Origin of the sequence: Flavobacterium sp. PL02 (genome assembly GCF_035013205.1) — a bacterium.
GTDB lineage: Bacteria > Bacteroidota > Bacteroidia > Flavobacteriales > Flavobacteriaceae > Flavobacterium.
On sequence record NZ_JAYGJP010000001.1, the window covers coordinates 1,190,093 to 1,215,046 of the forward strand.

Genomic DNA, 24,954 nt, shown 5'->3' on the forward strand with positions numbered 1-24,954 from the left:
AGTGTCATAAATTAGGATGAGTACTTTAAAAATGCACTAGTAAAACTTTTTTGTACTAATAAATCAGCTTTATTTAATCTTTTAATAGTAAGATTATATTTACATTGCGAATTTGTTTAAAAATGCAAAGACTATCTACTACTAAAAGTTTTTAAAAAAGTATTTTAAGACATTTTTTATTTCTGAGGTTCAGAGAATCAGAGGATTCAGTGTTGTGAAACTCAAGGAGATTATTCCGAAATTTCGGGACTGAGATTGTATATTTTCGCTAAAGACTTTTTCTGGCAGATATTAATAAAATATGTGTTTTAAATTTTCAAATCGTCTAAATTTTCAAATCCACAAAATATATCCTACTTTAGCATTCTATTAAAATTCATACAAAATGATTAACGAAGTACAATTTCAGAACGAGTTACAATTGCTTATTTTTAATGCAATTCGCGAAGATGTAGGCACAGGAGATTATAGTTCTTTGGCTTGTATTCCTGCAGATGCACAAGGAAAAGCCAAATTATTGGTAAAAGAAGATGGAATAATTGCAGGAGTTGCTTTTGCTAAAATGATTTTTAATTATGTTGACCCAAGTTTAAAAGTCGAGACATTCATCGAAGACGGAACTCCGGTTAAATACGGAGATATCGTACTGCATGTTACAGGTAGTTCACAATCGATTTTAAAATCGGAGCGTGTTGTGCTTAACTCGATGCAACGTATGTCGGCAATAGCTACTAAAACAAACCAATACGTACAACTTTTAAAAGGTACAAATGCCAAGATATTAGACACCCGTAAAACGACACCAAATTTTCGTGTTGCCGAGAAATGGGCAGTAAAAATAGGAGGTGGCGAAAATCATCGATTTGCACTTTATGATATGGTAATGCTTAAGGATAATCATATCGATTTTGCTGGCGGTATAACTTTGGCTATAGCCAAAACCCAAGCCTATCTTAAAGAAAACAATCTTGATTTAAAGATAATTGTCGAAGCCAGAAGTCTTGATGAAATTAGAGAAATTCTACAAAGTGATGGTGTTTTTCGTATTTTAATAGATAATTTTAATTATGAAGATACTAAAAAAGCGGTTGAATTAATCGGTGATAAATGCCAAACAGAATCTTCAGGTAACATTAACGAAAAAACAATTCGTGAATATGCTTTATGTGGAGTCGATTATATTTCTTCGGGCGCATTAACGCATTCGGTTTATAATATGGATTTGAGTTTAAAAGCATTTTAGTTTAAGTTTTAATTATGACTTACGACTTGTGAGTTAGAATTGTAATCTAAACTCAAAAATCTAAAATTTAAAAAGTATGTCTGTAGAAATAGAAGAGCGACTTGATAAAGTTCCTGTAGTACGCTATCTGGTTCGTCTCTTAAAGAATATAAAACTGCCATGGCTCGAAGGATTTTCATTGTATGATTTACTCGAATTATATACTATTGGAATCATCGAAGGAGCATTTTCATACCATGCAAGTGCTGTTTCTTTTAGTTTTTTTATGGCATTATTCCCCTTTGCGCTGTTTATACTTAACTTAATTCCGTTTATTCCGATTGATGGATTTCAACAAGATTTTTTGCAGTTTGTACAGCAAGGAGTTCCGCCAAATACGTATGATGCAATTAGCAAAATTATTAGCGATATTTTAAATAATAGTCATTCAGGTTTATTATCATCGGGTTTTTTACTTTCCATTTTTTTAATGGGAAATGGGATTAACGGGATTCTTAGTGGTTTCGAATCATCAAAACATGTCTTTGATAAACGAGGTTTTTTTCGTCAATATTTAGTAGCCTTAGCAATATCGCTTGTCATGACAATTATATTGTTTGTAACCGTTGCTACAATTGTTGTTTTTGAGGTATTTATCCAAAAAACAACAATTCAGGATGTTCTAAGCGACAGGATTCCTCTTATTATCATGGGGCGTTACTTATTTGTAATCTTAATGATTTTGATAACATCTTCTATATTATTGCGTTATGGTACCAAGCAGTATAATAAAGTGCCGTTTATAAGTATTGGTTCCGTATTTACAACAATCCTAATTGTTATATCTTCATACTTTTTTGGGATTTGGGTTATAAAATTCTCAAAATACAATGAACTTTATGGCTCAATTGGTACATTATTAATTCTAATGTTTTACATTTGGATAAACTGTATGATTTTGCTTTTGGGTTTCGAACTAAATGCCACAATCAGAAAATTAAGACAAAAAAATAATAATAACATTTAGAAGCTATTCCTGCTTTCCGCTATATCTTTATCCCTAAAAGAATCGGGATAAAGGATGTCGCTGTAATCAGGGCTAAAAAACAAACATCATGAAAAACTGGATCTTAACAATGGGCTTATTATTTGTAGTAATAGGCAACGTACAAAGTCAAACTGTAATCGGAAAATGGAAAACTATTGATGATCAAACAGGAGAAGCAAAATCGATTGTAGAAGTGTATGAACAATCAGGTAAAATTTATGGTAAAGTAGTTGAAATTCTTCGTGAAGATCACAAAAAAGATGTGTGTACTTCGTGCTCGGGAGCGCTTAAAAACAAGCCTATCTTAGGAATGGTAATCATAAATGGTTTAAAGAAAGATGGTGATGAGTACAATGGAGGAACAATTTTAGATCCAACAAACGGTAAAGTGTACAAATGTTATATTACATTAGACTCTGCAAATAAATTGAAATTACGCGGATTTATTGGATTTTCTCTTTTAGGAAAAACACAATATTGGGTAAGAGTTAAATAAACTTAATTGAGTTATAAAAAAAATGCGAAATAAATTAATGATATTATTTTTGCTCATAGGATTCACAAAATCTTTTGGACAAACAGAAAATAATAAATTACAAATAAGTCATCTTACAGGTGACTTTTATGTTTATAAAACTTTTCACGATTACAAAGGAACCCTGATTTCTGCCAACTCCATGTATCTGCTTACAGATAAAGGCGTTGTGTTATTTGATGCCCCTTGGGACGAAGCACAATTTCAGCCATTGCTAGATAGCATAAAAGCCAGGCATCATAAAGATGTTGTTATGCATATTGCAACACATTCGCACGAGGATAGAGCAGGAGGCTTGGGATTTTATAAACAAAAAGGTATAAAAACATATACTATAAAACTAACCGATCAGATTCTTGAAAAAGAAGGTAAAAAAAGGGCTGAGTTTATAATACCAAACGATACTACATTTACAGTTGGTCAGCACCGTTTCGAGGTTTTTTATCCAGGTAAAGGACATGCGCCAGACAATGTTGTAGTTTGGTTTAATAAAGAAAAAATACTGTACGGAGGATGTTTTGTAAAAAGTACCGATGCAACAGATTTAGGTTACTTAGGAGATTCTGATGTAAAAGAATGGGAGCAATCTATTAAAAAAGTTCAGGCAAAATTCAAAAAACCAGTATATATCATCACAGGACATGATGATTGGAAAGATCTCCAATCTCTTAACCATACCTTAAAAATGGTAAAAGAATATAATGCAGCAAAAGCTTCTGGGAATTCAGATAAAAAGTAAATTTGCTTTAAAATTAAAAACTAAATAATAGTATTTCAAATACTATTATTTTAAAACATACATATCTTTAAAATGCATTTTGTAGAAGTCATTTTACCACTTTCATTAGCCAAAACGTTTACGTACCGTATTTCCGAAGCAGAGTTTAATTTTATTCAGAAAGGGATGCGTGTTGCTGTGCCTTTTGGTAAAAGCAAAATGTACACTGCATTAGTTCTGGATATACATCAGGATGAACCAACGCTGTATGAAGCCAAAGAAATTCATCAAATTCTGGATGAAAAACCAATCGCTACCGAAATTCAAATAGCGCATTGGCTCTGGATTGCTTCCTATTATATGTGTGCTATTGGCGATGTATATCGTGGTGCATTCCCAAGCGGATTATTGCTAGAGAGTGAAACAGTAATTTCGCATAAAGCAGATGTTTTTATAGATCAAACTGTTTTAACAGACGAAGAGTATTTGGTTTACGAAGCATTGCAACAACAGAGTTCGCTTAAGGTTCAGGATATTGTTGCGATTTTAAATAAAAAGAATATTTTTCCTATTCTTCAAAAATTAATAGATAAAGATATTGTTGTACTTCAGCAGGAGATACAAGAAAGTTACAAGCCAAAATTGGTTCGTTATGTTAAGTTACATAGCAAATACGATTCCAATCAAGGGTTAAGTGAGTTGCTAGACGTGCTTAAAAATGCTGCCAAACAAAAAGAAATTGTTATGGCATATTTTCAGTTAAGTGCAGCCGAAAAGAAACCAATAACAGTTAAGAGATTGGTTGAGGCTTCGCAATCATCATCGGCAATTGTAAAAGCCTTAATTGAAAAAGAAATCTTTGAAGAGTATTTTTTACAACAAGACCGAATTAATTTTACAGGAAAAAGTACCGAGAAAGAACTACAACTAAGTTCAGTTCAGCAAACTGCTTTTGAGGAAATTAAAACTAGTTTTATCGAAAAAGAAGTTTGTTTGCTTCATGGAGTAACCTCCAGTGGTAAGACCGAAATTTATATAAAACTTATAGAAGAGTATTTAGCAACAGGAAGACAGGTTTTGTACTTGTTGCCCGAAATTGCACTTACTACACAATTAGTAAGTAGATTACGAATTCATTTTGGGAATAAAGTAGCTGTTTTTCATTCTAAATATAGCAATAATGAACGTGTTGAGGTTTGGAATCAGACTTTAGCGAATGCTGAAAATGCGCAAATAGTAATAGGAGCAAGGTCGGCTTTGTTCTTGCCATTTGCAGATTTAGGATTACTAATTGTTGATGAAGAGCATGAACAAACTTTTAAACAAGTAGATCCTGCACCACGTTATCATGCGCGTGATGCGGCAATTGTTCTGGCAAACTTTCATAAAGCAAAAGTTCTTTTGGGCTCGGCTACGCCAAGTTTAGAAACTTATTTTAATGCACAATCACAAAAATTCGGGTTAGTAACAGTTACAGAACGTTATAACAATGTTCGGATGCCAGATATAGCCTTGGTCGATTTAAAAGACAAGTATTTTAGAAAACGCATGACTGGACATTTTAGCGATGTTTTAACCGAAGCAATTTCTGAAGCGATAAGTTTAGGCGAACAGGTTATATTGTTTCAAAACAGACGTGGATATTCACCTATTATAGAATGTATTACTTGTGGACATGTTCCGCAATGCCAGCAATGCGATGTAAGTCTTACTTATCATAAACATAAAAACCAATTGCGATGCCATTATTGTGGTTATAGCATGGCAAAACCAACAAATTGCCATAGTTGTTCTAGTATTGATTTAACTACCAAAGGTTTTGGTACAGAGCAAATAGAGCAGGAGTTACTTGCGCTTTTTCCAAATGCCAAAACAGGCAGAATGGATCAGGATACAACTCGAGGTAAGTTTGGGTTTGAGAAAATTATCGATAGTTTTAAAAATCGGGAAATAGATATTTTGGTAGGAACACAAATGCTTGCCAAAGGATTAGATTTTGATAATGTAAGTTTGGTAGGGATAATGAATGCCGATAATATGTTGTTTCATCCCGATTTTCGTGCTTTCGAAAGAAGTTTTCAAATGATGATGCAAGTTTCAGGACGTGCAGGACGCTCAGAGAAACAAGGTAAGGTTGTAATCCAGACCTATAACCCAAATCATAATACAATTCAGCAAGTAACCAATAATGATTATGCCGGGATGTACAAAGAGCAATTGTATGACAGGCAAATTTATAAATACCCTCCTTATTTCCGACTGGTTAAATTAACGCTTAAACACCGTGATTTTGATAAGCTAAAAGAAGGTTCTATATGGTTGTATCAGGTTTTGAGTCAGAATTTGAATATGCCAGTTTTAGGTCCGGAAGAACCTGTTATTAGCAGAATAAGAAATGAGTATATACGAACGATTTTAATTAAGATTCCGCAGAATGTGCCGTTGGGAGGTACAAAAAAAACTATTCAGAAAATACTGAATAGTTTTGAGGCTGTTGCGCAATATAGAGCGATAAGAGTGGTAACAAATGTCGACTTTTATTAAACGTTTTAGTGTGTTATAGATAAAGCACGAACGAGGTCTTCTTTTTTGTTTCGACTTAACGGAATTTTTGTGATTCCGATTTCGGCAAACTTGCTATTAAAACGTTCTACTTTGTCGATATTGATGATATACGATTTATGTACTCGAATAAATTTTTCTTTTGATAAATCATTTTCAAAAGACTTCATTGTCGAAAGTACAAGATTACTATCATCTTCTGTAACAACTCTTACATAATCACCGAAAGCTTCAATCCACTTAATTTTTGCAGTGAAAATTTTAAGTTTTTTTAGATTACTTTTGATAAAAATATGTTCTCCTTCATCTTCTTTTACATCTGTACGTAAGGCATATAGGTCTAGTGCTCTTTTTACAGAAGCATTAAAACGATCTATTGCTATTGGTTTTTGTAGATAATCGGTGGCGTCATAATCAAACGCCTTTAATGCATATTCTGCTTTAGACGTAATGAAGATAATTTGAGGTTTTGTTTTTAGACCATCTAAAAAATCAAAACCATTTATAACGGGCATTTCGATATCTAAAAATATCAAATCAATATTATTTAAAGAGATACAACTTCTAGCTTCAATCGCATTAGAAAAATCTCCTATTAAGTGTAAATTCGGATGATTATTGACTAATTTTGAGATAATAGTTCTTTGGATAGAACTATCGTCTACTACAACACAATTTAGTTTCATAACATTTAAATTTAGGGAATGTAATAGTAAATATAGATTTATTTTTAATAAAAAACTAGATTTAGAGCTTATTTTTTGTCATACGTCGAATAAAAGCAAAAAAGTGTTGGATATATAAAATAAATGGTTACTTTTGCACCCAATTTTAACAAATAAATATTGTATTTATGAATCATTATGAAACTGTTTTCATTTTAAATCCCGTTTTATCTGAGGTTCAGGTGAAGGAAACAGTAACGAAATTTGAAGAATTTCTTACTAGTAGAGGAGCTGAAATGGTATCAAAAGAGGATTGGGGTCTGAAAAAAATGGCTTACGAAATCCAAAACAAAAAAAGTGGTTTTTATCACTTATTTGAGTTCAAAGTAGCAGGAGAAGTTCTTATTGCTTTTGAAACTGAATTTAGACGTGACGAGAGAGTTATGCGTTTCTTAACTGTAAGTTTAGATAAACACGCTATTTCTTGGGCTGAGAGAAGAAGAACAAAATTAAAATCTACAAAAGCTTAATTATTATGTCTACAATAGAGCAATCAGCAAAAGGAAAAAAAGACGGAGATATCAGATATTTAACGCCTTTAAACATAGAAACTAACAAAACTAAAAAGTATTGTCGTTTCAAAAAATCTGGAATCAAATATATCGATTATAAAGATGCAGATTTCTTATTGAAATTCGTTAATGAGCAAGGAAAAATTCTTCCTCGTCGTTTAACAGGAACTTCATTAAAATACCAAAGAAAAGTGTCTGTAGCTGTTAAGAGAGCACGTCACTTAGCTTTAATGCCATACGTGGCCGATTTATTAAAATAATATTAAACAACAGTTGTTGGTTTCCGGTAAGATGGAACCTAACTTCTCAAATATAAGGACAACAACATGGAACTTATTTTAAAACAAGACGTACAGAATCTAGGATTTAAAGATGATGTAGTATCTGTAAAAGCTGGTTACGGTCGTAACTTTTTAATTCCTCAAGGTTTTGCTTCTTTAGCAACTCCTTCTGCAAAAAAAGTATTGGCTGAAAACCTAAAACAAAGAGCACACAAAGAGGCTAAAATTGTTGATGACGCTAAGAAAATAGCTGAAGCATTGAAAGCACTTGAAATTAAAATTTTCGCAAAAGCTGGTGGAGAGAAACTTTTTGGTTCTATCACTAACATAGATATTGCTGAAGCTTTAGAAAAAGCTGGTAACTCTATCGAAAGAAAATTTATTACTAGCGGTATCGTAAAACGTACTGGTAAATATGCTGCAAGCATTAGATTACACAGAGATGTTGTAGTTGAATTACCTTACGAAATTGTTGCTGAAAAGTAATAGTTTTAATTTATAATATGAAATCCCGATGTAAATCGGGATTTTTTTGTTTAAAAAAGATAATAATTAATTAGACTTAAAGTTATTTGCACAAAGCATCTTGCTTAAAGCTTATAGCGTAAGGCATAAAGCCTAAAAAAAAATGAAATACGCAAGATTAACAAAAGAACAATTTGATGAATTACATGCTGAATTTGCTAACTTTTTAGGAACGCAAGCAATTGATAAGGCAGAGTGGGATTCGATCAAAATAAACAAGCCTGAGGTAGCTGAGCAAGAGCTAGATGTATTCTCTGATTTAATTTGGGAAGGCGTTCTCTCAAGAGCTGAATTTTTAGAACATTTTTCTAAGAATCATATTTTCTTATTTCAATGTTTTGATACACATGTGCAATCAATAGTTTTGAAATCCTTAGTTCCAGAAACTGATTTCCTGACTAAAGAAGGTTTACAATGGCTTAGTGATAATATGTTTACTGAAACTATCGAAATGAAAGTTGGTAAAAAAGTTTTTACCGATGATCGTAATACTTCAATTTTTGAATTAATTCAACAAGGAGCATTCTTGAGCGATGGTCAATTGTTTAAGCAAATAAATACGATTATCGAATCGTAATCGCTTTGATTGATTACTATTAAATAAATCTGGATTGAATTAAATTCTAATCAGTATATTCTTTACTGCCCAGATTTCCTTAATATCTTCAGAGTCGATAGTAGTGTTTTTAAAGAAAGCATTATCATTGCTTAAAGTAAAGTTTTTTTCTAAAGGGCTATCATTGCTTATTCGATTAATGATTAGTCCTTTAGTTTTACTTATTATTACTACAATCGCATTTTCTTCTATTGTATTTATATCTGCAATTTCACAAACTACAAATGAATTTGCGTTTATAATAGGTTTCATATTATTACCAACTACTTCAAAAGCTCTTGAAATTTTGCTTTGGATAAACGGAAAATGATATTTGGGTAAAGTGTTTAATAAATCTTCATTTCCAAGACAATATTCAAACTGAATCTCTCTTTTAATTAAAGGGGTATTGTTTAATATTATATTGTTAGTTTTTTCGTTGTGGCTTTTTTCTGAAAGTATTTTATTTAAGTCAATTTCATGAACATTGCAAATTGAGATTATTGCACTAAAATCCAAAGTATCCCTTTTCTTCCATGTAGAGATAGTGTTTGGTTTGATATTCAATAATTTAGATAACTCGATGTCGGTGTTTATATGTAAAGCTTTTTTTAATCGTTTTAAGATTAAATTCGCATTTAGTGATTTTTTTACTTGCATATTCGAAAAAAGATTTTTACATTTATGAAATATTAATCATTAAACGATTGTTAATTAATCTTAAGACTGTTAAAGAAATAGTCAAAAAACGTTAATTACTCGCATGTTTTAAGTTAATATCTTAAAATTTGAATTATTGCCCAAAATCGCACAACACCGAAAGTCAGATATAAATCTGATTAAGTATAGATAGGTTATATATTTATATAGAATCGGGGAATTCTAATGAAATGGAGAGCAATATATAAAAAAAATGATTATTTATTATTATTCTAATTTGTTTTCTGTAATAAAATAATATAATACCACATAATAGCATGAAGGCTTTTTAAAAAAAGCTCTTTAAATAAATAAATTTTTTGTACGATTTTTTGTCAATTATTATTTAACCTGGATGCTTATGGAATTTATAATTACTTTTTTCAGAAGAAATGAATTCTTCTTTTCTTTATTTTTTACTTCATTAGCATTCAATTCAAAATTAAATGTCATATCTAATTTTGTTGTTATAGCTAGAAAGCAATTTTCCCTTTTAAATATTTTTATAAAACAACTGATTTTTTGTATCCCAAAATTAAACAATCAGTATGTTCAATATAGGCGTGATTATCGATGTTGTCTATTCGATAATAATACGTAGGTAGTATTATTAATTTGAGTCTTCAGTCCCCAGAAGCGTAAATCGACTACTCAAGTATTAGTAATTAAATCTATTTATAAAAATCAATAGATTTTAGTTTTTCGCATTTCTTGTAGAACTCTGTTTCTTTAAGATTATCGTGTGAATTCTTTCTTGTACTTAAAATCGTCGAGTTAAAATTTCTGTTTTTTATTTTTATGGATGACCATATGGAGCATCGCATACAGGCTTTTAGTGCCTTATGGTAGCCAAAAAATGACAAAAGTAGAATCCCTAATAAATACATTAATCTCTTAAAAACATTTTTATGAAATTAAAATCTACTTTAAATGACTCTTGTAAACATCTTTCTTTTTTTAGCATTCATTTGACTTTTAAATTTTGTCGAATTAAGGAATCATACGCTTCTTCGCGAATTGAGTTTGCAACAAATTCTGAGTAATTTTTTATAGACCTTAAAATTTAGATGTTTTTAACAGCATTAGAATGTGTTTCTGATGATTTGTTATTATGGCTTTTGTTTTAATAATCTCTGCGTAAATGCATAAGAGAGATTGTTGATAGAGTTGCCTATTTATCATATTGGAATTTATTTATCACTTTATTAATCTCTCAGGAATATGAAAACATTTTTCTTAACAATAAAAAAGGGGGCATTTCTACAAAATTATTTGTGGTTGTTTTTGATATTAATTCCCTTTTCGAGCTCATTTTCACAGACTTTTTGTAAGCCGACCTCACAGACCAATAGTACAGGTGGATTATTGTGCGTTGGTATGAGTGTAACGACTCCCAATGATGCATTTGATGGAAGTATGGCTACTTATGCTTCGTTAACAAATGCTGTTGGTTTACTCTGTTTTGCACAAGAAACATTAAGTTTTAGTCAGACAGCAAAAGCGGGAGACCAAATTGTTTTTTATTTAGGTACAGGAAACGGATTGTTGGATGTTGGTTTATTATCTAATGTCTCTGTTCAGGCTAAAAATGGAGCGGCTGATGTTGGCTCACAGGTAGCCTTAAATAGTCCATTATTAAACCTTCAGCTGTTACCTGGTAATGCAATAGCAACTGTAACATATACATTGCCCGGTGATGCAAATGGTGTAAGAATTGAAACTGGAGGCCTATTAAGTTTATTAGTAAATTTAAGAGTATATGAGGTGCGTTTGCAGTTTGCAGCGCCAACTATTACAGGAGGCCAATCACAATCAGTATGTTACGGGCAATCAGCAGCTCTTTCTGCTACGCCTGGTGCTGGAACAACATTGGCTTGGTATAGTTCAGCAACTTCTACTACTGCACTTTCTAATACTAATACATATACAACACCAGCTTTAACAGCTACAACTACTTATTATGTAAGCGTTTCAAGAGGTGTAGGTTGCGAAAGCGATCAACGAATACCTGTAACAGTAAATGTTCTAAATCCTGTATTACCTGCTATAGATAGTAGCGGTACTGCAATTTGTTCTTCTACAGCTACACAGGCGACTACATTATCGGTGATAAGTCCCGTACCGGGAACAACTTATTCCTGGTTTAGTACTCCAACTGGAGGTGTTGCTATAACTACAGGTACTACATATACACCTACTGTCTCGGCGGGTGTGACTAATTTTTATGTTGAGGCTTCGATAGGAGCTTGTAAGACAGCAACAAGAACTCCGGTTAGTGTTACTTTAACTCCAATTCCTGCTGTGGCAACGGTATTAACGCCAAGTGTCTCAATATTAACGGGACAAAATGCAACCTTAAGCGCTTCGACATCAGAGTCTGGCGTTGTTTTGGATTGGTACGATGTACCTACAGGAGGAACTTTATTATTGGCTAGTTCTAATACTTTTACTACTCCAATACTAACTGCTACCAAAACATATTATGTTGAGTCGCGTAATGTTGCTGGAGGATGTGTAAGTGCTACCAGAGTACCGATTGTTGTAAATGTTTCAACTAGTTCGTTGGGAGGATGTCTGGATGCAAATAGCCAACAGACAGCTCAAAACGGACTTTGTTTATTATGTTCTTCAAGTAATCCTAACAATTCGGTTGATGGTAGCAGCAGTACAGCAGCTACATTATCAGTGCCTGTTGGTTTAGTTACTGGTTGGATTCAACAAACACTTCAGTTTAATAACTCAGGTCAGGCCGGAGATGTTATTACAGTTGATTTAGAAATTCCAACTGGACTTTTAGATATAAGCGCCTTAAGTTATATTTCATTAGCTACCTATAATGGTGCTACCTATAATAATGATAGGGTAGCTGTAAACAGTTCTCTTTTAAATATTCAATTATTAACGGGTAATCGTTTTAAAGCAAGTCTTACAGCAGGTTCAGCCTTTGATCGTGTTGAGATTAGGTTAGGAGGTTTAGCAACATTACTAACAAATCTTAATATTTATGGGGCTTCATATAAATTTAAAGCAAGAACTATAACTGGAAATACGACAATTTGTAGCGGACAAACAACAACGTTAATGTCTAGTGCAGCTTTAGGTGAAACGATTAAGTGGTATGATGCTTTAACAGGAGGAACTTTATTGAGTAGCACAGCTGCTTATACAACATTACCTTTAACCGTGAATACTACCTATTATGTTGAAGTTACTCGTAATGGTTGTGTGAATAGCGAAAGGAATCCTGTTCTTGTAACAGTTAATAATCCTGTTGCTCCAACAACGGTTGTGGCTACACCTTTAAATGTATGTAGTGGAGAATCCACAATAATAACAGTTAATTCACCAGTTGCAGGTACAACTTATAATTGGTATGATGAATCTGCAGGTGGAAATTTGGTATTTACAGGTACGACTTATACGACACCAGGTTTAACTGCTTCTGTAACTTATCATGTTGAAGCAGTTATTGGAAGTTGTTCAAGTCCTACCCGTACTCCGGTACATGTAAATGTTAATCCAGTACCATCAGTACCAACTGTAGGATCATCAACAGTATTTATTCAATCTGGACAGAATGTTACTTTGCAGGTTACGAATCCTGTTACAGATGTAGCTTACGATTGGTATGATGCTCCAATTAATGGAAACTTACTATCATCTGGCACAACCTCATATACACCATCTCCTGCTTTAATAGTAAATAAGAGCTTTTATATTGCAGCGAGAAGTACAACTACAGCTTGTACAAATAGTACAAGGGCTGTTATTAATGTTGTCATAAGTAATTCAATCAATTCTTGTTTATTAGCTAATTCACAAGTAACTTCAAAAGGAGGAACAACAGGATGCTTATTATGTGATTCAACAAATAACGGAGCTTCTGTGGATGGAAATAATGCAACTGCTGCCAACCTTTCAATTCCTGTTGGTTTACTAGGGGATTATATTCAGCAAATGTTGAGTTTCCCTACAACAGGGCAAACAGGTGATATTATAGATGTTGAATTAGGAATTCCTGTGGGACTTCTTGATATCAGTGCTCTTTCGAATATTACTTTGCAAAGTTTTAACTCAGGTGTTCCTAATAGTGATCAAGTTGCTATTAGTTCGCTTTTAAATGTTCAGCTATTAGGAGGAAACCGCTTTAGAGCGAGTTTTACAGCAGCAGGTCCATTTACAAGCGTTCAGATTCAATTAAGCGGATTAGCTACTCTATTAACGAGCTTAGATATTTATGAGGCTTCTTACAGATATCCAAATGCTTCGATAACAGGAGCGTCATCTCCAATTTGTGCAGGACAAACTACTACATTAACAGCTACGGCTACGGGTACACAAACATTTACTTGGTATGATGTAGCAACTGGTGGGACTGCTTTAGCAACTAATACAAACACTTATACAACGGGATCATTACCAGGAACTAAAACATTTTATTTAGAAGCTAGTCGTGGAGTTACACCGTGTTTGAATACTAATCGTCAGGCTATTACAGTAACAGTGTTGCCTATTCCTACAGAAAGTGATATTACGATAACAACTCCTTTAACCGCTACTTGTGCGGGAGGTGCTGTTTTATCTCCGACATCTACATTTGCGGGAGCAACATTTAAATATTATACAGATCAAAGTAAAACTCAGGAAATTATAACAGGGACTACTATTGTTGCCCAACCTGGAGTTACCTTCTCCAAAGATGCTTCAACAGGTGCTCTTACAATTAGTGGACTTAATGCTACTGATGCACCTTATAAATATTATGTTTCGGTACTTAATGGAGGTATTTGCGAAAATATTGACGGAGCTTTAAAAGAAGTTGTAGTAAATTTTCCAGCAGGCTCAGCTTTAACAGTTACAGCAACTTTGGCGGGTTGTGCTAAAGTAAATTTAAAAGATGCTATCACAAATTTTGATACATCAGGAAATACGACATATACTTTCTTTGATTCATCAAACAATCCAATCACAGAAGTTGCCGCAGGGAATATTACAGTAAGTGGTGATTATTGGATTCAGGCACAAACAACCGGTGTTGATTGTCCATCTGTAAAACAAAAAGTAACGGTTACAATTAATCAGTTACCTACTTTAACAGCAGTAACAAGTTCGGTGGTTGTGAATTTAGGTGATTCTGTACCTTTATCCGCAACTTCAAATGGAACTGTTACGTGGTATGATCCATCAGGGAATGCTATACCATCAAATAATACAGGCGCACTTAATACTGTTGGTGTTTTTACTTATACCGTAATTGCGAGTAATGGAACTTGTACTAATAGTCAGACTATTACAATTACTGTTATAGACCCAGCTAGTTGTGATCCATTATTAGAGAGAGAATATGCTACAACTCAACAGTGGGGAACTATTGTTACAGGAACTGTTACAAATGAAGCTAGTGCTGTAGATGGTAATCCACAAACCTATTCTACAATAACAACTGGTTTAGGACTTTTAGGTATCGGAACAACATGGCAAAATCTACAATGGCCAGGAACAATAACACAAGGTACTCCCGTAACAATTAAGTTAGGTTCAGATTATAGCGCTGTTGCACTGGGACAAAGTGTTACTGTGGTAGGAACTAAACGTGATGGACTTGGAAACCCAATTGATATTGGAACTTTACAATCTATATCGGGATCATTACTAAATTTATTATCAGGTCAAAATTCATTCGAATATACATTTGTTCCATCCGATGCTACAGGGCCTAAAGCTTATGACGGTATTCGAGTACAAATGGGGTCAATTTTAGGTGTAGCACAAAATATTAATGTGTATGATGCTTATTATGATAAGCCAGTTACTCAGATAACTTGTGGACAAGGTGATATTGAAGATGTTTTCTTTGGTGTAAAAGACTTAGGAGTAGGCGCATTAACAGCTACTGTAGGGGTGACAGACCCGTGGAATATTGCCGATGGTGATGTTGCTACTTATGCTACAATGTTTAGTGGAGCAGGAGTACTTGCTGCTGCTCAGCTTACAGCAACTTTTAGAACACCATCGATGGTTGGGGATAGCCTTAGAATAACAATTTCTAAACCTGGAACGATTTTAAATCTCAATTTGCTTACAGGATTTAATATTCAGCTTTATTTAGGAAATACTGCTGTTGGTGCACCGATTCAAAACAATAGTAGTTTATTGTCTTTAAGACTACTTTCGGGAGGTACAATAGCAATGACCGTTGTTGCACCTCAAACTCAACCATATGATAGAGTTACAATATCTTTAGGAGGTGTAGCAAGTGTGTTAGACCAACTTAGAGTACATAATATTGACCGTGTAACAAATACTAAAGTTCTTGGGGGAGACATTAATAATATGGTCACGGTCTGCCCTGGTAGCAATATAACATTAGAAGTGCCCCCTGCCAATTGTTCGACTTATAAATGGTATGACTCCCCAACTGGAGGAAATTTCCTTGCCGATGGTCAGACATATACGATTCCAGCTACGTTAGCAGCAGGTACTTATAAATATTATATCCAACCAATTCGTTATGGCTGTGCAGCTCTTGCGAGAGGAGAAGTGACTGTAGTTGTTAGAGCTACAACTCCTGCAGCAGCAGTAGCAAGTGTAACAATTAATGGGGGAAATAACACTATTATTTGTGCTGAAGATGGAAAAGTAACATTGAATGCAACTTTAGCTGCTACACCAGTACTTACAAATCCAATATACTACTGGTATAGTTTTGATGGTACAACAAGTCAGTTGGTTCCTGGGGAAACAACTTCTGAATTAAAGTTAACAGGATTAGTTCCTGGAACTTATACTTATTATGTTGGAGTAAGTTCAGATGAGTTTTGTGAAACAGTTTCAGGCGATAGAAAACAAGTTACGTTCACAATATTGCCAACATCTTTACCAACAGATATTGCAGTAAACAATGCTTCTATTTGTCATGATACTGATGCTGTATTAACACCAACAAGTACTTTGGGAAGCCCAGTCTTCTTTTGGTATTTTGATGCGAATAAAACACAGCCTATTACTGATGGATTAGTGGTTGATAATGTCACTTATGCAGTTAGTAATGTGGGAGTTTTAACAATCTCAGGATTAACAAAACTTATGAGCCCTTTTTCTTATTATGTTGCAGTAACAAGTGATTTTACATGTCAAAATAAAAATGGTGAGCTTCAAGTTACAACCGTAACTGTGATCGACCCAGCTACACCAACTACTACTGATGATACCCAAGATTTCTGTCTGGTAAATACGCCAACAGTAGCAAATCTTCAGACAAATGAGACTAGCGTAATTTGGTACAACGTTGCAACTGGAGGAGCGGCTTTAGCTCCGACAACAGCTTTAGCAAACGGTGCTTATTACGGAGCAATCTTAGACCCAATAACAGGATGTGAAAGTTCAGTTCGTTTACTAGTAACCGTAACAGTTACAGATCCTGCAACACCAACTACTACCGACGATACTCAAGACTTCTGTTTGGTAAATGCACCAACAGTAGCAAGTCTTCAGGTAAATGAAACTGGCGTAGTTTGGTACAGCACCGCTACAGGCGGAGTGGCTTTAGCACCAACAACAGCTTTAGCTAGCGGAACTTATTATGGAGCAATCTTAGACCCAATAACTAATTGTGAGAGTTCAGTTCGTTTACTGGTAACAGTAACCGTAACTGATCCAGCTACACCAACTACTACCGACGATACTCAAGACTTCTGTTTGGTAAATGCACCAACAGTTGCAAGTCTTCAGGTAAATGAAACTGGCGTAGTTTGGTACAGCACCGCTACAGGTGGAGTGGCTTTAGCTCCAACGACAGCATTAGCAAGCGGAACATATTATGGAGCAATTCTAGACCCAGTAACTAATTGTGAGAGTTCAGTTCGTTTACTGGTAACAGTAACAGTAACTGATCCAGCTACACCAACTACTACTGATGCTACTCAAGACTTCTGTTTGGTAAATGCGCCAACAGTAGCAAGTCTTCAGGTAAATGAAACTGGCGTAGTTTGGTACAGCACCGCTACAGGCGGAGTGGCTTTAGCGCCAACAACAGCCTTAGCAAATGGAACATATTATGGAGCGATCCTTGATCCAGTAACTAATTGTGAGAGTTCAGTTCGATTACTGGTAACAGTAACGGTTACTGATCCAGCTACACCAACTACTACTGATGCTACTCAAGACTTCTGTTTGGTAAATGCGCCGACAGTAGCAAGTCTTCAGGTAAATGAAACTGGCGTAGTTTGGTACAGCACCGCTACAGGTGGAGTGGCTTTAGCACCAACAACAGCATTAGCGAGCGGAAGTTATTACGGAGCGACTCTAGACCCAGTAACTAATTGTGAGAGTTCAGTTCGTTTACTGGTAACAGTAACAGTAACTGATCCTGCAACACCAACTACTACTGATACTACTCAAGACTTCTGTTTGGTAAATGCACCAACAGTTGCAAGTCTTCAGGTAAATGAAACTGGCGTAGTTTGGTATAATGTTGCCACTGGAGGAACAGTTTTAGCACCAACAACAGCTTTAGCGAGCGGAAATTATTATGGAGCAATCCTTGATCTGGTAACTAATTGTGAGAGTTCAGTTCGTTTACTGGTAACAGTAACGGTTACTGATCCAGCTACACCAACTACTACCGACGCTACTCAAGACTTCTGTTTGGTAAATGCACCGACAGTAGCAAGTCTTCAGGTAAATGAAACTGGCGTAGTTTGGTACAGCACCGCTACAGGCGGAATGGCTTTAGCGCCAACAACAGCTTTAGCTAATGGAACATATTATGGAGCAATCCTTGATCCGGTAACTAATTGTGAGAGTTCAGTTCGTTTACTGGTAACGGTAACCATAACAGATCCTGCAACACCAACTACTACCGACGCTACTCAAGATTTCTGTTTGGTAAATGCACCGACAGTAGCAAGTCTTCAGGTAAATGAAACTGGCGTAGTTTGGTACAGCACCGCTACAGGCGGAATTGCTTTAGCGCCAACAACAGCCTTAGCAAATGGAACATATTACGGAGCAATCTTAGACCCAATAACTAATTGTGAGAGTTCGGTTCGTTTACTAGTAACAGTAACAGTTACTGATCCTGCTACACCAACTACTACTGACGACACTCAAGACTTCTGTTTGGTAAATGCACCTACAGTAGCAAGTCTTCAGGTAAATGAAACAGGCGTAGTTTGGTACAGCACCGCTACAGGCGGAGTGGCTTTAGCGCCAACAACAGCTTTAGCTAGCGGAACTTATTATGGAGCAATTTTAGACCCAGTAACTAATTGTGAGAGTTCAGTTCGTTTACTGGTAACGGTAACCATAACAGATCCTGCAACACCAACTACTACCGATACAACCCAAGACTTCTGTTTGGTAAATGCACCGACAGTAGCAAGTCTTCAGGTAAATGAAACTGGCGTAGTTTGGTACAGCACCGCTACAGGCGGAATTGCTTTAGCGCCAACAACAGCCTTAGCAAATGGAACATATTACGGAGTAATCTTAGACCCAATAACTAATTGTGAGAGTTCGGTTCGTTTACTAGTAACAGTAACAGTTACTGATCCTGCTACACCAACTACTACTGACGACACTCAAGACTTCTGTTTGGTAAATGCACCTACAGTAGCAAGTCTTCAGGTAAATGAAACAGGCGTAGTTTGGTACAGCACCGCTACAGGCGGAGTGGCTTTAGCACCAACAACAGCTTTAGCAAATGGAACATATTATGGAGCGATCCTTGATCCAGTAACTAATTGTGAGAGTTCAGTTCGTTTACTGGTAACGGTAACGGTAACAGATCCTGCAACGCCAACTACTACCGATACTACTCAAGACTTCTGTTTGGTAAATGCTCCAACAGTTGCAAGTCTTCAGGTAAATGAAACTGGCGTAGTTTGGTACAGCACCGCTACAGGTGGAGTGGCTTTAGCGCCAACAACAGCTTTAGCGAGCGGAACTTATTATGGAGCAATCCTTGATCCGGTAACTAATTGTGAGAGTTCAGTTCGTTTATTAGTAACAGTAACAGTTACCGATCCAGCTACACCAACTACTACTGATGATACTCAAGATTTCTGTCTGGTAAATACGCCAACAGTAGCAAATCTTCAGGTAAATGAAACTGGCGTAGTTTGGTATAATGTTGCCACTGGAGGAACAGCTTTAGCACCAACAACAGCTTTAGTGAGCGGAACTTATTATGGAGCAATCCTTGATCCGGTAACAGGATGTGAAAGTTCAGTTCGTTTACTGGTAACAGTTACAGTAACTGATCCAGCTACACCAACTACTACTGATGATACTCAAGATTTCTGTTTGGTAAATGCACCAACAGTTGCAAGTCTTCAGGTAAATGAAACTGGCGTAGTTTGGTATAATGTTGCCACTGGAGGAACAGCTTTAGCGCCAACAACAGCCTTAGCAAATGGAACATATTATGGAGCGATCTTGGATCCGATAACTAATTGTGAGAGTTCAGTTCGTTTACTGGTAACAGTAACAATAACTGATCCAGCTACACCAACTACTACAGATACAACCCAAGACTTCTGTTTGGTAAATGCGCCAACAGTAGCAAGTCTTCAGGTAAATGAAACAGGAGTAGTTTGGTATAACACCGCTACAGGTGGAGTGGCTTTAGCACCAACAACAGCTTTGGCTAGCGGAACTTATTATGGAGCAATCCTTGATCCAGTAACTAATTGTGAGAGTTCAGTTCGTTTACTGGTAACAGTAACGGTTACTGATCCAGCTACACCAACTACTACCGATACTACCCAAGACTTCTGTTTGGTAAATGCGCCAACAGTAGCTAGCCTTCAGGTAAATGAAACAGGAGTAGTTTGGTACAACGTTGCCACAGGAGGAACAGCTTTAGCGCCAACAACAGCTTTGGCTAGTGGAACTTATTATGGAGCCATCCTTGATCCGATAACTAATTGTGAGAGTTCAGTTCGTTTACTGGTAACAGTTACAGTAACTGCTCCAGCTACACCAACTACTACCGATACAACTCAAGACTTCTGTTTGATAAATGCGCCAACAGTAGCAAGTCTTCAGGTAAATGAAACTGGCGTAGTTTGGTACAGCACCGCTACAGGTGGAGTTGCTTTAGCGCCAACAACAGTTTTAGCAAATGGAACATATTATGGAGCGATCCTTGATCCAGTAGCTAATTGTGAAAGTTCAGTTCGTTTACTGGTAACAGTAACGGTTACTGATCCTGCTACACCAACTACTACTGACGCAACTCAAGACTTCTGTTTTGCAAATGCACCAACAGTAGCAAGTCTTCAGGTAAATGAGGCCAATGTAGTTTGGTATACCACAGCTACAAGCGGAATCGCTTTAACACGAACAACAGTCTTAGCTAATGGAACCTATTATGGAGTTATCCATGATCCGACAACTAATTGTGAGAGTTCAGTTCGTTTATTAGTAACAGTAACAGTTACCGATCCTGCAACGCCAACTACAAATAACGCAACTCAAAGTTTCTGTTTGACAAATGCGCCAACAGTGGCAAGTCTTCAGGTAAATGAAACTGGCGTAGTCTGGTACAATGTTGCAACAGGAGGAACTCCATTAGCACCAGGAACATTACTAGTTGCAGGTACTTATTATGGAGCTCTGAAAGATGCGACTACAGGTTGTGAAAGTAGTTTGAGATTAAGTGTACAGGTCAACTTTACAGGTAATGATCCGGTTACAATAACTCCAAGCAAAGCAGCTCCTTGCGTTTTTGATGACATAACGTATACAACTGCAAGCGGAATGTCAAATTATAATTGGACAATTACTGGAGGTGGTACTATTACAGCTGGAGGTCTAGCTACCGATAATTTTGTAACAGTTTCATGGCCAGCAATAGGACCAGCAAGTGTAAGTGTTTCTTATTCTAATCAATGTAATGAGACAAATAGTAAATTACTAACCCTTGCAGTTGCAACTTGTTCAGATATAACAATGAGCAAAACGGTAGATAATCCAACTCCTAACATTAATGATAAAGTTACTTTTACTGTAACAGTAAATAATGTAGGATCAGGAGACTTTATAGATACAATAGTTAGTGAAATTTTGCCAACAGGATATGATTTTATAAGCGCACAAACTACTACTGGAACATATAGTAATATAACTGGAGCATGGAATATTCCAGTATTAAATGCTAATGAAAGCGCAGTACTTACTGTAGTGGTTCAAGTATTACCAACAGGAAATTACCTAAATGTAGCCACGGTTGTTATTTCAAATCCAATAGATTCTGATACAACAAATAATCACGGTGAAGCTTCTGTAACTCCTGTATGTTTAGTGGTTTATAATGAATTTACTCCTAATAATGATGGTGCAAATGATGTTTTCAAAATAGATTGTATTGAAAATTATCCAAACAATAGTTTAAATGTTTATAACAGATACGGATCATTAGTTTATAAACAAGACCATTATAATAACGATTGGGACGGAATAGCAAATGTTTCGGGAGCAATTAACAAAGGAGATAAATTACCAGCGGGAACATATTATTATGTTCTGGATATTGGTGCAGATGGAGTAGTTAAAACAGGTTGGTTATCTATTATTAGATAACCCCCTGTTAACATAAATCATCAAATTAAATTAACTGACTAAATAGTTATAGTATGAAACTAAGTGTAAAATTTATAGAGTCCTATTTTTTAATATTTTGCGGGTTTGTATCGTTCTTTGCTAATGCGCAACAAGATCCTGAATATACACAGTATATGTACAACACAATGGTTATTAATCCAGCTTATGCGGGTTCTACAGGATACTTGGAGGCAGTATTATTACATCGATCACAATGGGTTGGTATAGATGGTGCGCCACAAACACAATCGCTTTCTGTACAAGCACCATTAAGAAATGAAAAAATAGGTTTGGGACTAAGTGTTGTCAATGATAAACTAGGACCATCAAATGAGCTGTATCTAGATGGTAATTTTTCATATTCCATACCATTAGGGTATGAAAAAAGATTAGCATTTGGGTTAAAAGCAGGAATGCGAATGATGAACATAGACTGGTCAAAAGGCCGATACTATGATGGTAATGATGCATTGTTAAATACTAATATAAATAATGTTATTAAACCTTCAATAGGAGCAGGGGTATATTACTACACCGACAGGTGGTATGCAGGAGCATCCGTACCTAGCTTTATAAGAAGTGATTATTATAATGATGTACAAGAATCGATAGATTATGATAGATTGCATTATTATTTTATGGGAGGATATGTATTTGATTTGAGTCCAAGTTTAAAATTTAAACCTGCGTTTTTAGCCAAACTGGTAAGTGGAGCACCAATGTCTGTAGATGTTTCTGCCAATTTTATGCTTCAGGAAAAAGTAGTGCTAGGAGTATCCTACCGCTTTGATGATTCGGTTAGTGCATTGGCAGGATTTCAAATTTCGCCAAGTTTTTACATCGGATACTCATATGATTATACCGTAACCAATTTGAATAAATACAACGATGGTTCCCATGAATTCATATTGCGTTATCAATTTCATAAAGATCCAAGTAAAATTAAATCTCCAAGATTCTTTTAAAAACCTGACCTATGAAAAAATTCTATATACTTAGTTTGCTATTTAGTTTTGTATCAATTTTGGCGCAAACAAACTTAAAAAAAGCCGACGCTTTATTTAAAAATTACTCCTATACAGATGCTGCAAAAGCATACGAAGAGTGTTTGCAAAAAATAGATAAACCATCGGTTCAAACTTTAAAGAATGCAGCCGACTCGTATTATTTTATTTCCGATAATCGAAATGCTTTAAAATGGTATCAAAAACTATATGAAGTTCAAGGAGATAACCTATCCGATATTTATTATCTAAGATACATTCAATCCATGAAAGGAGTTATGGATTATGATAATGCGGATAAAGTAACCAAAGAATACTTAAATAAAAAAGGAGATCAAAAAGAGATAGACAGATATATCTATCAAAAGAAATTATTAGATAGTTTATCAAAAGCAAAATCACTTTATACTTTAAAAAATATTGCTATTAATACAGATAAATCCGATTTTGGAGCAACCTTTTATGGAGATAAAGTAGTATTTACATCGGCAAGAGATACAGGTAATTTTGATAAAAAATTATACAATTGGAATAAACAGCCATTCTTAAATTTATATGTAGCCGAAAGAAGTGCGATTGATGGGAGTTTATTCAATGAAGTACTTTTTATACCCAATGTAATGTCTAAATATCATGAGGCAACAGTAACCTTTAGCCCAGATTGGAAAACCATGTATTACACAACCAATATTCTTAAAAAGAATAAATTGGTAATAGATGAATCCAGAACCAATAACTTCCAGATTATAAAAGGAACAATAGAAGATAACAAATTAGTTAAAACCGAAAAAGTATTTTTTGATAGTGATAAATACTCAGTAGGGCATCCATATTTAAGTGATGATGGCAAAATGTTATTCTTTGCTTCGGATATGCCAGGAGGTTATGGAGAAACCGATTTGTATGTTGTAAAGATAGCTGATGATGGTACAATGAGTTCACCACAAAATTTAGGACCAACAATTAATACACTTGGTAATGATGTTTTTCCTTCATATAGAAATGGAGTACTTTATTTTTCATCAGATGGACATTATGGTTTAGGCGATTTAGATGTATATGAAAGTAAACTATCGGGAGAATTAAATTTTTCTGCTCCTAGAAATTTAGGGGCACCAATAAATAGTAATAAGGATGATTTTTCATTTGTAATAGACCCCAAAGAAAATTACGGTTATGTATCATCAAATCGTGCACAAGGAAAAGGAGATGATGATATTTATTATTTTACCAAAGGAAAACCAATTTGTAATCAACTCGTTTCTGGTCAGGCTATAAATACTAAAACCAAGAAAGGTTTAAGCGATACATTTATTATAGCATATGATGTTTATGATGCCGTTATTACCGAAACCAAAACCGATGCAGATGGAAATTATAAATTAGAAGTTCCGTGTAATAAACGAATAAAAATGACGGCCAATAAGCCAAATTTTAGCGGAGACGAAAAATTTATAGAAACTACAAAAGATAACAATGCCGAGATAAAAGACGTTAATTTCTATCTTAGTAATTATGATGATTTAGTAGTTAAAAAGGATGGAGTAGAAAAAGTAGATATCAATCCTATTTTCTTCGATTATGATAAATCAAATATCAATCCTCAAGCCGCAGCCGAATTGGATAAAGTTGTATTTGTGATGCAAAAATTTCCTAAGATTAAAATTAAAATCGAGTCACATACAGATTCCAGAGGTAAAGATGCTTATAATATGAAGCTTTCGGATGCCAGAGCAAAATCTACTCAAACTTATATTCTTTCTAAAGGTATTGAAGCTTCAAGAATTGCAAGTGCAATAGGTTATGGAGAAAGCCGATTGGTGAATAAATGTAGTAATGGTGTAAAATGTACTGAACAAGAGCATCTTGCTAACAGACGTTCAGATTTTATTGTAATAGAAAAATAATGTTCAAAAAACTTT

General features: G+C 35.0%; 14 protein-coding genes. 12 read left to right on the forward strand and 2 right to left on the reverse strand.

Annotated features, from left to right (window positions below):
- Window positions 1-385: 385 nt before the first annotated feature.
- The 5 genes from nadC to priA all read left to right on the forward strand — a co-directional run bounded on the left by nadC (window position 386) and on the right by priA (window position 6,067).
- The gene (gene nadC, locus SHI72_RS05015; RefSeq protein ID WP_039114538.1) at window positions 386-1,243 is read left to right on the forward strand and encodes a carboxylating nicotinate-nucleotide diphosphorylase; all 858 of its coding nucleotides are present in this window, start codon (window positions 386-388) and stop codon (window positions 1,241-1,243) included.
- A gap of 76 nt (window positions 1,244-1,319) precedes the next feature.
- Complete coding sequence (locus SHI72_RS05020; RefSeq protein WP_039114536.1) at window positions 1,320-2,249, forward strand: YihY/virulence factor BrkB family protein; 930 nt, start codon at window positions 1,320-1,322, stop codon at window positions 2,247-2,249.
- 88 nt (window positions 2,250-2,337) lie between these two features.
- On the forward strand, window positions 2,338-2,766 hold the full coding sequence (locus tag SHI72_RS05025; RefSeq protein WP_039114535.1) for a DUF2147 domain-containing protein: 429 nt from the start codon (window positions 2,338-2,340) through the stop codon (window positions 2,764-2,766).
- A gap of 22 nt (window positions 2,767-2,788) precedes the next feature.
- Complete coding sequence (gene bla-B1-FLAV / locus SHI72_RS05030; RefSeq protein WP_323489248.1) at window positions 2,789-3,544, forward strand: subclass B1 metallo-beta-lactamase; 756 nt, start codon at window positions 2,789-2,791, stop codon at window positions 3,542-3,544.
- A 72-nt stretch (window positions 3,545-3,616) separates the two neighbouring features.
- A complete protein-coding gene (priA, locus tag SHI72_RS05035) occupies window positions 3,617-6,067 on the forward strand; it encodes a replication restart helicase PriA (protein ID WP_323489249.1) in 2,451 nt (816 codons plus the stop codon).
- Window positions 6,068-6,072: 5 nt separating this feature from the next.
- On the opposite strand, the gene SHI72_RS05040 is transcribed toward priA, so the two are convergent.
- Window positions 6,073-6,771 (reverse strand): LytR/AlgR family response regulator transcription factor, encoded by a 699-nt coding sequence (locus SHI72_RS05040; RefSeq protein WP_035628734.1) that lies wholly within the window; start codon window positions 6,769-6,771, stop codon window positions 6,073-6,075.
- Between the two features lie 167 nt (window positions 6,772-6,938).
- Between SHI72_RS05040 and rpsF the strand changes: the two genes are divergently transcribed.
- From rpsF to SHI72_RS05060, 4 genes are all read left to right on the forward strand, one after another.
- Window positions 6,939-7,280, forward strand: a complete 342-nt coding sequence (gene rpsF / locus SHI72_RS05045; protein WP_035628733.1) for a 30S ribosomal protein S6 — start codon at window positions 6,939-6,941, stop codon at window positions 7,278-7,280.
- Window positions 7,281-7,285: 5 nt separating this feature from the next.
- Window positions 7,286-7,582, forward strand: a complete 297-nt coding sequence (gene rpsR / locus SHI72_RS05050) for a 30S ribosomal protein S18 (RefSeq protein WP_002987043.1) — start codon at window positions 7,286-7,288, stop codon at window positions 7,580-7,582.
- 66 nt (window positions 7,583-7,648) lie between these two features.
- Window positions 7,649-8,089: a 50S ribosomal protein L9 gene (rplI, locus tag SHI72_RS05055; RefSeq protein WP_039114527.1), complete on the forward strand. Its 441-nt coding sequence runs from the start codon at window positions 7,649-7,651 to the stop codon at window positions 8,087-8,089.
- Between the two features lie 142 nt (window positions 8,090-8,231).
- The gene (locus SHI72_RS05060) at window positions 8,232-8,705 is read left to right on the forward strand and encodes a DUF6495 family protein (RefSeq protein WP_039114526.1); all 474 of its coding nucleotides are present in this window, start codon (window positions 8,232-8,234) and stop codon (window positions 8,703-8,705) included.
- A gap of 39 nt (window positions 8,706-8,744) precedes the next feature.
- On the opposite strand, the gene SHI72_RS05065 is transcribed toward SHI72_RS05060, so the two are convergent.
- Window positions 8,745-9,383, reverse strand: a complete 639-nt coding sequence (locus SHI72_RS05065) for a LexA family transcriptional regulator (RefSeq protein ID WP_052259481.1) — start codon at window positions 9,381-9,383, stop codon at window positions 8,745-8,747.
- Between the two features lie 1,416 nt (window positions 9,384-10,799).
- Between SHI72_RS05065 and SHI72_RS05070 the strand changes: the two genes are divergently transcribed.
- Genes SHI72_RS05070 through SHI72_RS05080 form a run of 3 tightly spaced genes read left to right on the forward strand, consistent with a single transcriptional unit; the run spans window position 10,800 to window position 24,939 of the window.
- Window positions 10,800-22,007, forward strand: coding sequence for a gliding motility-associated C-terminal domain-containing protein (locus SHI72_RS05070; RefSeq protein ID WP_323489252.1), 11,208 nt, complete (start codon window positions 10,800-10,802; stop codon window positions 22,005-22,007).
- A 53-nt stretch (window positions 22,008-22,060) separates the two neighbouring features.
- Entirely contained in the window at window positions 22,061-22,993 is a 933-nt protein-coding gene (locus SHI72_RS05075; RefSeq protein ID WP_323489253.1) for a type IX secretion system membrane protein PorP/SprF, read from the forward strand.
- 11 nt (window positions 22,994-23,004) lie between these two features.
- The gene (locus SHI72_RS05080; protein ID WP_039113081.1) at window positions 23,005-24,939 is read left to right on the forward strand and encodes an OmpA family protein; all 1,935 of its coding nucleotides are present in this window, start codon (window positions 23,005-23,007) and stop codon (window positions 24,937-24,939) included.
- The last annotated feature ends 15 nt before the right edge of the window (window positions 24,940-24,954 follow it).

What these genes read in the sequence shown, in the direction of transcription:
- nadC (WP_039114538.1), top strand. Translation starts at nt 386, where the DNA reads ATGATTAACGAAGTACAATTTCAGAACGAGTTACAATTGCTTATTTTT.
- SHI72_RS05020 (WP_039114536.1), top strand. Translation starts at nt 1,320, where the DNA reads ATGTCTGTAGAAATAGAAGAGCGACTTGATAAAGTTCCTGTAGTACGC.
- SHI72_RS05025 (WP_039114535.1), top strand. Translation starts at nt 2,338, where the DNA reads ATGAAAAACTGGATCTTAACAATGGGCTTATTATTTGTAGTAATAGGC.
- bla-B1-FLAV (WP_323489248.1), top strand. Translation starts at nt 2,789, where the DNA reads ATGCGAAATAAATTAATGATATTATTTTTGCTCATAGGATTCACAAAA.
- priA (WP_323489249.1), top strand. Translation starts at nt 3,617, where the DNA reads ATGCATTTTGTAGAAGTCATTTTACCACTTTCATTAGCCAAAACGTTT.
- SHI72_RS05040 (WP_035628734.1), bottom strand. Translation starts at nt 6,771, where the DNA reads ATGAAACTAAATTGTGTTGTAGTAGACGATAGTTCTATCCAAAGAACT.
- rpsF (WP_035628733.1), top strand. Translation starts at nt 6,939, where the DNA reads ATGAATCATTATGAAACTGTTTTCATTTTAAATCCCGTTTTATCTGAG.
- rpsR (WP_002987043.1), top strand. Translation starts at nt 7,286, where the DNA reads ATGTCTACAATAGAGCAATCAGCAAAAGGAAAAAAAGACGGAGATATC.
- rplI (WP_039114527.1), top strand. Translation starts at nt 7,649, where the DNA reads ATGGAACTTATTTTAAAACAAGACGTACAGAATCTAGGATTTAAAGAT.
- SHI72_RS05060 (WP_039114526.1), top strand. Translation starts at nt 8,232, where the DNA reads ATGAAATACGCAAGATTAACAAAAGAACAATTTGATGAATTACATGCT.
- SHI72_RS05065 (WP_052259481.1), bottom strand. Translation starts at nt 9,383, where the DNA reads ATGCAAGTAAAAAAATCACTAAATGCGAATTTAATCTTAAAACGATTA.
- SHI72_RS05070 (WP_323489252.1), top strand. Translation starts at nt 10,800, where the DNA reads ATGAGTGTAACGACTCCCAATGATGCATTTGATGGAAGTATGGCTACT.
- SHI72_RS05075 (WP_323489253.1), top strand. Translation starts at nt 22,061, where the DNA reads ATGAAACTAAGTGTAAAATTTATAGAGTCCTATTTTTTAATATTTTGC.
- SHI72_RS05080 (WP_039113081.1), top strand. Translation starts at nt 23,005, where the DNA reads ATGAAAAAATTCTATATACTTAGTTTGCTATTTAGTTTTGTATCAATT.